This is a genomic window from Blautia sp. DFI.6.71, assembly GCF_020593585.1.
Classification (GTDB): Bacteria; Bacillota; Clostridia; order Lachnospirales; family Lachnospiraceae; genus Blautia_A; species Blautia_A wexlerae.
The window spans coordinates 1-6,543 of record NZ_JAJDMJ010000089.1 but is presented as its reverse complement, the minus strand read 5'-3'; the positions used below and the strand labels follow the sequence as shown (position 1 = coordinate 6,543).

The 6,543-nt window shown below is 40.8% G+C and carries 8 protein-coding genes; 6 read left to right on the top strand and 2 right to left on the bottom strand.

Features of this window, described 5'->3' with window-relative positions:
* Nucleotides 1–157: 157 nt before the first annotated feature.
* On the top strand, nt 158–1,597 hold the full coding sequence (locus LJE12_RS18985; protein WP_227227148.1) for a repa: 1,440 nt from the start codon (nt 158–160) through the stop codon (nt 1,595–1,597).
* A 40-nt stretch (nt 1,598–1,637) separates the two neighbouring features.
* On the opposite strand, the gene LJE12_RS18980 is transcribed toward LJE12_RS18985, so the two are convergent.
* Together LJE12_RS18980 and LJE12_RS18975 are read right to left on the bottom strand one after the other, a co-directional pair.
* The gene (locus tag LJE12_RS18980; protein WP_117598675.1) at nt 1,638–2,840 is read right to left on the bottom strand and encodes a hypothetical protein; all 1,203 of its coding nucleotides are present in this window, start codon (nt 2,838–2,840) and stop codon (nt 1,638–1,640) included.
* A gap of 75 nt (nt 2,841–2,915) precedes the next feature.
* Nucleotides 2,916–3,365, bottom strand: coding sequence for a hypothetical protein (locus tag LJE12_RS18975; protein WP_227212184.1), 450 nt, complete (start codon nt 3,363–3,365; stop codon nt 2,916–2,918).
* Between the two features lie 1,018 nt (nt 3,366–4,383).
* On the opposite strand from LJE12_RS18975, the gene LJE12_RS18970 reads away from it, so the two are divergent.
* The 5 genes from LJE12_RS18970 to LJE12_RS18950 are packed head-to-tail and all read left to right on the top strand — an operon-like array spanning nt 4,384 to nt 6,460.
* The gene (locus LJE12_RS18970) at nt 4,384–4,572 is read left to right on the top strand and encodes a hypothetical protein (protein WP_147331599.1); all 189 of its coding nucleotides are present in this window, start codon (nt 4,384–4,386) and stop codon (nt 4,570–4,572) included.
* Nucleotides 4,569–4,817, top strand: a complete 249-nt coding sequence (locus LJE12_RS18965; protein WP_117598674.1) for a hypothetical protein — start codon at nt 4,569–4,571, stop codon at nt 4,815–4,817. The genes LJE12_RS18970 and LJE12_RS18965 overlap by 4 nt, the downstream gene beginning before the upstream one ends.
* Nucleotides 4,814–5,134 carry a MobC family plasmid mobilization relaxosome protein gene (locus LJE12_RS18960; RefSeq protein WP_117598673.1) on the top strand — a complete coding sequence of 107 codons (321 nt, stop codon included), beginning with the start codon at nt 4,814–4,816 and terminating at the stop codon, nt 5,132–5,134. Before LJE12_RS18965 ends, LJE12_RS18960 begins: the two co-directional genes overlap by 4 nt.
* Entirely contained in the window at nt 5,095–6,204 is a 1,110-nt protein-coding gene (locus LJE12_RS18955; protein ID WP_117614348.1) for a relaxase/mobilization nuclease domain-containing protein, read from the top strand. The genes LJE12_RS18960 and LJE12_RS18955 overlap by 40 nt, the downstream gene beginning before the upstream one ends.
* Nucleotides 6,194–6,460 (top strand): hypothetical protein, encoded by a 267-nt coding sequence (locus LJE12_RS18950; RefSeq protein WP_227212186.1) that lies wholly within the window; start codon nt 6,194–6,196, stop codon nt 6,458–6,460. Before LJE12_RS18955 ends, LJE12_RS18950 begins: the two co-directional genes overlap by 11 nt.
* The last annotated feature ends 83 nt before the right edge of the window (nt 6,461–6,543 follow it).

Below are 6,543 nucleotides of genomic sequence, written 5' to 3'. Positions count from 1 at the left end.
GCAAAAAACTCATTGATAAGATTAGCGGTCAAGGCGAGAGGGAGTGAGGTGTAAAGATTGACATCAAAAAGTCATTCATTTATACTTGGAAAAAGGTGCAAAAAACTCATTGATAAGATTAGCGGTCAAGGCGAGAGGGAGTGAGGTGTAAAAGACTATGGCAAAATACACCAAAAGGAGAGATAAAAGAGCGTATGAATGGAAGTCTGCTTATCGGGAGAAAGAAGCCCTTATGCTGGAGAGGGGATACCTGGAAGTAAGTCCTCATGATTTCTATCGGGAGTTGTTTCCAGCTGGTAGTCTCCAGCAAGAGCCGGAGGACGGAAAAGGTAATATTATAGCGACACAGATTAGACCGTCCGGCAAAGGAAGAACCCGACAGTGGGTAATTGATGATAGTCTGAAAATGTTGGATAAGGTCGTAGGAGATAGGTTTGGGCTGATACCGCCTATTAGTTTTTACGGAAAGTCACACACGAAAGAGAACGCTCATGAGCTGTTTGCGGTGGTGGTGGATGTGGATTATGTAGGTAAACAGCAGTTAAAGAACCTGTTGAAGCAGTTTGGGAATGGTGTGCAGCTTCGTCCGACTTATCTTGTCAGCTCTGGCAAGGGAGTACATCTTTACTATTTCTTGCAAGAGCCGGTTCAGTTGTATCGAAACCGGGAAGAAGTACTTGCGGAGCTGAAAGAAGCCTTTATCCGGCGGCTATGGAATGATACCAGCTCTATCCGTCCGGACAGCCCGGATATAACCGGAATTTATCAAGGGTTCCGGTGTGTGGGGAGTCAGTCGAAGCTGGGTGCAGATTTCCCAGTAAAAGCCTATAAGCTGTCAGAGAATCGTTACACGCTGGAGGATATAAAAGCCAGCATACCGAGCTGTAAGGTAGACCTTGCTCCGTTGTATGAGAAGCCGAGAAGAAAAAGTACCGTTACGTTGGAAGAAGCAAAGGAGCTGTACCCGGAGTGGTATGAGAAACGGATCGTGCAGGGAGAGCCGAAGCAGAAAAGTAAGAAGCAGGGCGGTACGTGGGTATGTAATGAAGCTTTATATGAGTGGTGGAAACGGAAAATAACCGAGGAAGTGAAAGCTGGAGGGCGTTACTTTTCCATTATGGCATTGTGTTCTTATGGATTGAAGTGTGGCATATCAGAGTATAAGATAAGGCGAGATGCTTATGCGTTTCTGGATCATTTAGAGAGCCTTACCGAGGACGAGGACAACCATTTCAGCCGGGCAGATGTGAAAGACGCTCTCCGGGCATTGAAAGGGGACAGAAAAAGGCTGTCAACGATAGCAAGTCGGGAATGGATAGAGGACAATACAAAGGTAACGATACCAGCAAATAAGCGGAATTATAGAAAGCAAAAAGACCATATAAAGGTTATGAATACTATGAAAGCTCTAAAAAAGCAGTTAGGAGAAGAAGTAAGGGAGGGGAGACCAAAAGGGAGCGGAACAGCGGAGCATACTGTCAGAGAATGGCAGGAGAGACATCAAACAGGAAGGAAAGCAGATTGTATTCGGGATACAGGACTTGCAAAGCATACTGTTTATAAGTGGTGGAAAGATATAAACAATGAAAATATATAGGGAAAAAGGAGTTATTTAATAGCTCCTTTTTCCCTACTGTCTATTGCTGAAGATTTGAGGAAACATGAAGGAATTTTGATAAAAAAAGATAATTTATCAGATATATTAAAACCAAGGTTATTATTCCAATAATGATGCTAATAGGCAATATTTTTTTTATAAATAGTGTTGCAAGAGACGTTCCTAAAAGAAACGCAGATCCATATGGAATAACAATATTCAACATAAAAATTTTATTATGTTTTTTTCGTAAGGTTGATTGATTACAAATTGATTTTAGAATGTGGTTAAATAAATACAAACATAGTATATTTAGTAAAATAAAAATAATCAAAAAACCAATGATGAAAAGTATATGATGTTTTTGTATAAATAAAAGTAATTCTATATGTTGTATTTGAAAGTTATCAATACCAACTAAAGAAAAGTCTGAAAATCCAGTTTCGTCAGATATAGACTTTATATTTTTTAAAATTTGTGATTCCTCAACAAATGGTAGTAAATCACAATTTATCATAGCAAAGTATAATAATGATTCAAATTGAAAATTAGTTTTGTCCACTTCCCAAAGAGTGGAAGGGTAAGGAATAAGCATATAAGTATCCAAAGTGATATTAGATGTATTTTTATAATTTATAGAACAATCTGTTTCTATAAATCCGATAACTTCAAAATTAGTATTTTTACTATAATAATTTCCAGTAATTATGTCTCCGATTTTATAAAAAGATTTATATTCAGAACCCAATAGAACAGGAATCGAGTTATCTTTATATGATATACTATTCCATGCAATTTCGGAATTTCCCTCAACTTCTATATTATAAAAATCATAAGCTTTTTGATTAAGTTGTAACGCTTTTATATTTATTGTAGGAGACTGACTATTATCAATAAATTCATCAGAATTATAATAAAAGCGTTGGTCTCCATTAAAGTCATCTACAGCGATAGCCTGATTGAATGAGGTTAAAACATCGAAGTTACTTGATGCATTTAATGTGTTATAGAAGTTTGCTAATATATTTATGTTTTGATTGTCTGTTCTAAAATTATAAAATTCATCTGGATCATAAAAATTGTCAACCATTTTGTAAAAATCATTTTGTGATGAAAGTGTTTTAAATCCACCATTGCTTTGCGGAATAGAAGCGATGAAAGGAACAAATACACCTGACAAAGTAAAATATATTGAAAAAATAATAAAAGAAAATAATGTTATAAAATATTTTTTAGTGTTCATAGAAGACTCCTTAAAAAGAATATAGTAAAAAAAGCAAAGGATTTTACAATCCTTTGCTTTTTTGTTTGTGAAGAATCAACTTCCGTAATAGGTTCTAGCAGATCCTGAAGTATCACCGTTAAAACTCCACCAAGGAGATATTGCTTCTGTTCCGTCAGTTCCCCATTGACGTCCAGAATCAGTAAGAATTGCACCCCAGTCTTCCATTCTTGCTCTTGTGTAGTGATATTTTCCAACCCAAGTAGTCCAACCATGTGCTCTTTTTTGAGATGTACCATTGTGTGTACGTTCTTCTGCTTTACCTGTATGTTTTGGAGAAGCGTATGTAGTGCCATCCTCCATTGCTTTTGAATATGCTTGAGGATTAACAAAATAACCATCTTCTTCACTCCATCCACCTATTGCGTTAGATTCAGAAGTAACAACTGAAGTTTCCGGTTCAGCAGCAAAAGTGGTTACTGGATTAAGTGCTAGTACAAGACCTAAACTTAAAATAGAAACACCGAAACGCTTGAATTTGTTCATAAAAAAATCCTCCTTTTCTTTGTAAGTTCTTTAAAAAGGTTATCATAGGAAACATATAAATGTCAATATGCCGAATAAATAAATAAAAAAAAAAAAAAAATGTATAAAATGCATAAAAATAAAAATTGCGGAGAAAATTGAGTGATACGTATAAAAAATATAATAATTGCGTAAACTTGATTTGCCTGAGAGCATATGCTATAATGGCAATAGCTAAGAAAAGATATAATGTGTCACGTAGACACAAAACGAACCCCCAGTAGCAGCCACTACTGGGGGTTCTTCTCATTTTACGGTTGAGCTTCCGTTAGGCTAGTTGTCGCTGTCATCTCCGTCTAACCATTTGCAAATATAGTAGCCAACTACACTTGCCAGTACGGAAACAAGAAAAGATATAATTTCTGACACGTAGACACACCCCCTTTCTGTTGCCAGAATGGGTGCGACAACGCTGGATATTATATCATAAAGACAGAAATGCTACAAGAAGACATTTCCCCTTGTTTATCATCAAAGCCATAAGAAAAAGAGTGTCAAGGGCGGTTATAGACCGCAGCGTTTACCCTTGATACTCTTTTTTGGTTGGCTATAATGCCGGAGGGGAAAACGGCTGTCCGTCCGTTCCGTTACTTCCCCCTGTGCTTCATTGTCCGTTCCGGCGGAAGAAAGTAAAGGGTGGTCTGCGACCATTTTTATCTGCTGTACTCGCTGATCGGCAAGTCGAAGCTCATACTGCAGATAAAAAACAAGCCCTTGACTGTCTCCCGCCTACACTTCCAAAGTCACCCAAGAGGAAGTAAGCTCCACTATATTCTTGGCAGAATATACGCATGAATATATCCGCTTGACAGAAGTGCTACCACTATACTATAATATGTGTAGCGGATATATTGCAAGTTCCCTAAAGTGTTACCACTTTAGAACTTGTGAGGGTGGCAAGCCCCCCTTCAATCCCCCTTTTAAGCGAGCCGACAGGCTCATTATGCGGTGGTGCTACCACCGAGAAAGTGAGGTCAGCATGGATAAGAAATATATCGAAAATCAGTATCGTCTAGCGGTGTTGGACTTCCAGACCGCCCGGAACGAAGATGAACAGTGGGAAGCAAGAAAGACTATGGCAAGGCTGGAGCAGATAGCCGCACAGGAATACGGTTTTGAATACGCAGATGAACTGCACGAAAAAGAAATAGGGAGGAAAGGACTATGAAAGTTGGAAAGTTCCAGATTGGAAGATACCATGCCATCATCAGAAAGAGCTATGCGGACGGAAGCGTGGACTATGAAACGTCCTTTTCCGACCATGCCGATTTAATGGAAAGTGTGTACTGTCTGAGGTTGTGTATCGGGAAAATGGTAGGGATTGCTACAGATACCCCGAAAGTCCTTACTGGGGTGCAGGTTATCCGGGGAAAGGAGAACATTGTCCGGGAACTGGAGGGAAAGCAGCCATGAATAAGACAAGACCTAAACAATTATCATTCCGGGTAAGTGAAGAAGAATACCAGCAGTTGCAGCAGAAGATTTCAGAGAGTGGAAAGAACCAACAGGAGTATATCCTTTCCTGCGTGCTGGAGAAGCAGATCGTGAATACGGACGGTATCAAGGAACTTATCCCGGAACTGAAACGGATAGGGAACAACCTCAATCAAATAGCAAAGCGGTGTAATGAGGGGGGAATGTTGCCGAGTGAAGCGGAAGTGCGGAAGCATGGAGAGGAGCTGAACAAAGTATGGCAGTCATTAAGGCGGTATCTTCAAAGGCGGGCATAGGGCATGCCATAGATTATGTGACGAAAAAAGAAAAGACAGAGGAGAAGCTTGTAAGCGGTCTGCATTGTGAGCCGGAGACAGTCAAGGAAGAAATGCAAGCCACAAAGGAACTGTGGGGCAAGACGGACGGAAGAACCTATAAGCATTATGTACAATCCTACCATGAGGACGAGGAAATAACCCCGGAGCAGGCTCACAAGAACGCTGTCGAGCTGGCAGAGCATACAAAGGCATGGAAAGGGCATGAAGTTCTGATAGCCACTCATATAGACAAGGGGCATATACACACGCACTTTATTGTCAATTCCGTAAATTATGAGGACGGTCATAAGCTCCAATGGAGTAAGTACGACCTTAAAGACCTAAAGGAACGGTGCAACGAGCAGAGCCGGGAACAGGGCTTGCATGTGCCGGAGAAAGGAAAGACCTTTGCTGGAGAAGTCCGGGAAGAAACGGTGGCATGGAGCAAAGACACCTACCAGCTTTTGAAACAGGCAGAGCAGGGAAAGGTCAGAAGTTATGTGCAGGATATTGCCCTTGCGGTGCTGGATTGTAAGGAAACAGCGACCAGCCGGGAAACCTTTATCCGGCTGATGAATGAAAGAGGGTACGGAGTGGACTGGCAGGACAGCCACAAGTACATCATATATACCGACTTAGCCAGGGAACAGGCAGGAGAAAAGGCTTGTAAAATCAGGGATAACAAGCTGGAAAAATACTACAATATGGATTTTGGAAAGGAGAGCATGGAGCATGAGTTTGAGAGAAATGCACGAACAGCAGAAGCAGAGCAGTCCAAGAGAGCAGCTTCAAGAGTTAAACCGACAGAGCCGGACAGAGCTGGAAAACAGTCTGCTCAAAGAAGCGTTGGCGATGTCGAGCGAGAACTGCGAGGAATTGATGAAGCAGTCAAATCAAGAACAAGTAAGGGCAGAGCAGAACAGGCAGAGAGACGCAGAGCAGAACAGGAAGCTCATCAGCGAGCTGAAGCAGAGCGTAGATCTGCTGAAGAACAGCAACGAACTTCTTCAAGACGCTATATCGGACGAGGTTGGGAGCTTGAAAGATGAGGTTAAGGAAAACACCGTCCAAGAGGTTAGAAAGGCGTTACAGGCGAATATAGAGGCTATACAGAGGGCTACAAAGCTTCTTGAGAAGCAGTCTGATACACTTACGAGCGTGATGAAGCAGAAGATCCGGGAGCTGGAGGAAAGCAAAAACAACTTTTTCAGATATGAGGGTTTGAAACTGTACTTGTTTTGGGGCGGTATGGTCTGTAATATTTTAGTATTTCTTATGCTAGCGTCTAGCATGTTTGGTAGGTAAAAATATATCTAGTTAGATTAAAAAAGGTGCAAAAAACTCATTGATAAGATTAGCGGTCAAGGCGAGAGGGAGTGAGGTGTAAA

Excerpts from the sequence above, each read along its gene's own strand:
- LJE12_RS18985 (WP_227227148.1), top strand. The coding sequence starts at position 158 with ATGGCAAAATACACCAAAAGGAGAGATAAAAGAGCGTATGAATGGAAG.
- LJE12_RS18980 (WP_117598675.1), bottom strand. The coding sequence starts at position 2,840 with ATGAACACTAAAAAATATTTTATAACATTATTTTCTTTTATTATTTTT.
- LJE12_RS18975 (WP_227212184.1), bottom strand. The coding sequence starts at position 3,365 with ATGAACAAATTCAAGCGTTTCGGTGTTTCTATTTTAAGTTTAGGTCTT.
- LJE12_RS18970 (WP_147331599.1), top strand. The coding sequence starts at position 4,384 with ATGGATAAGAAATATATCGAAAATCAGTATCGTCTAGCGGTGTTGGAC.
- LJE12_RS18965 (WP_117598674.1), top strand. The coding sequence starts at position 4,569 with ATGAAAGTTGGAAAGTTCCAGATTGGAAGATACCATGCCATCATCAGA.
- LJE12_RS18960 (WP_117598673.1), top strand. The coding sequence starts at position 4,814 with ATGAATAAGACAAGACCTAAACAATTATCATTCCGGGTAAGTGAAGAA.
- LJE12_RS18955 (WP_117614348.1), top strand. The coding sequence starts at position 5,095 with ATGGCAGTCATTAAGGCGGTATCTTCAAAGGCGGGCATAGGGCATGCC.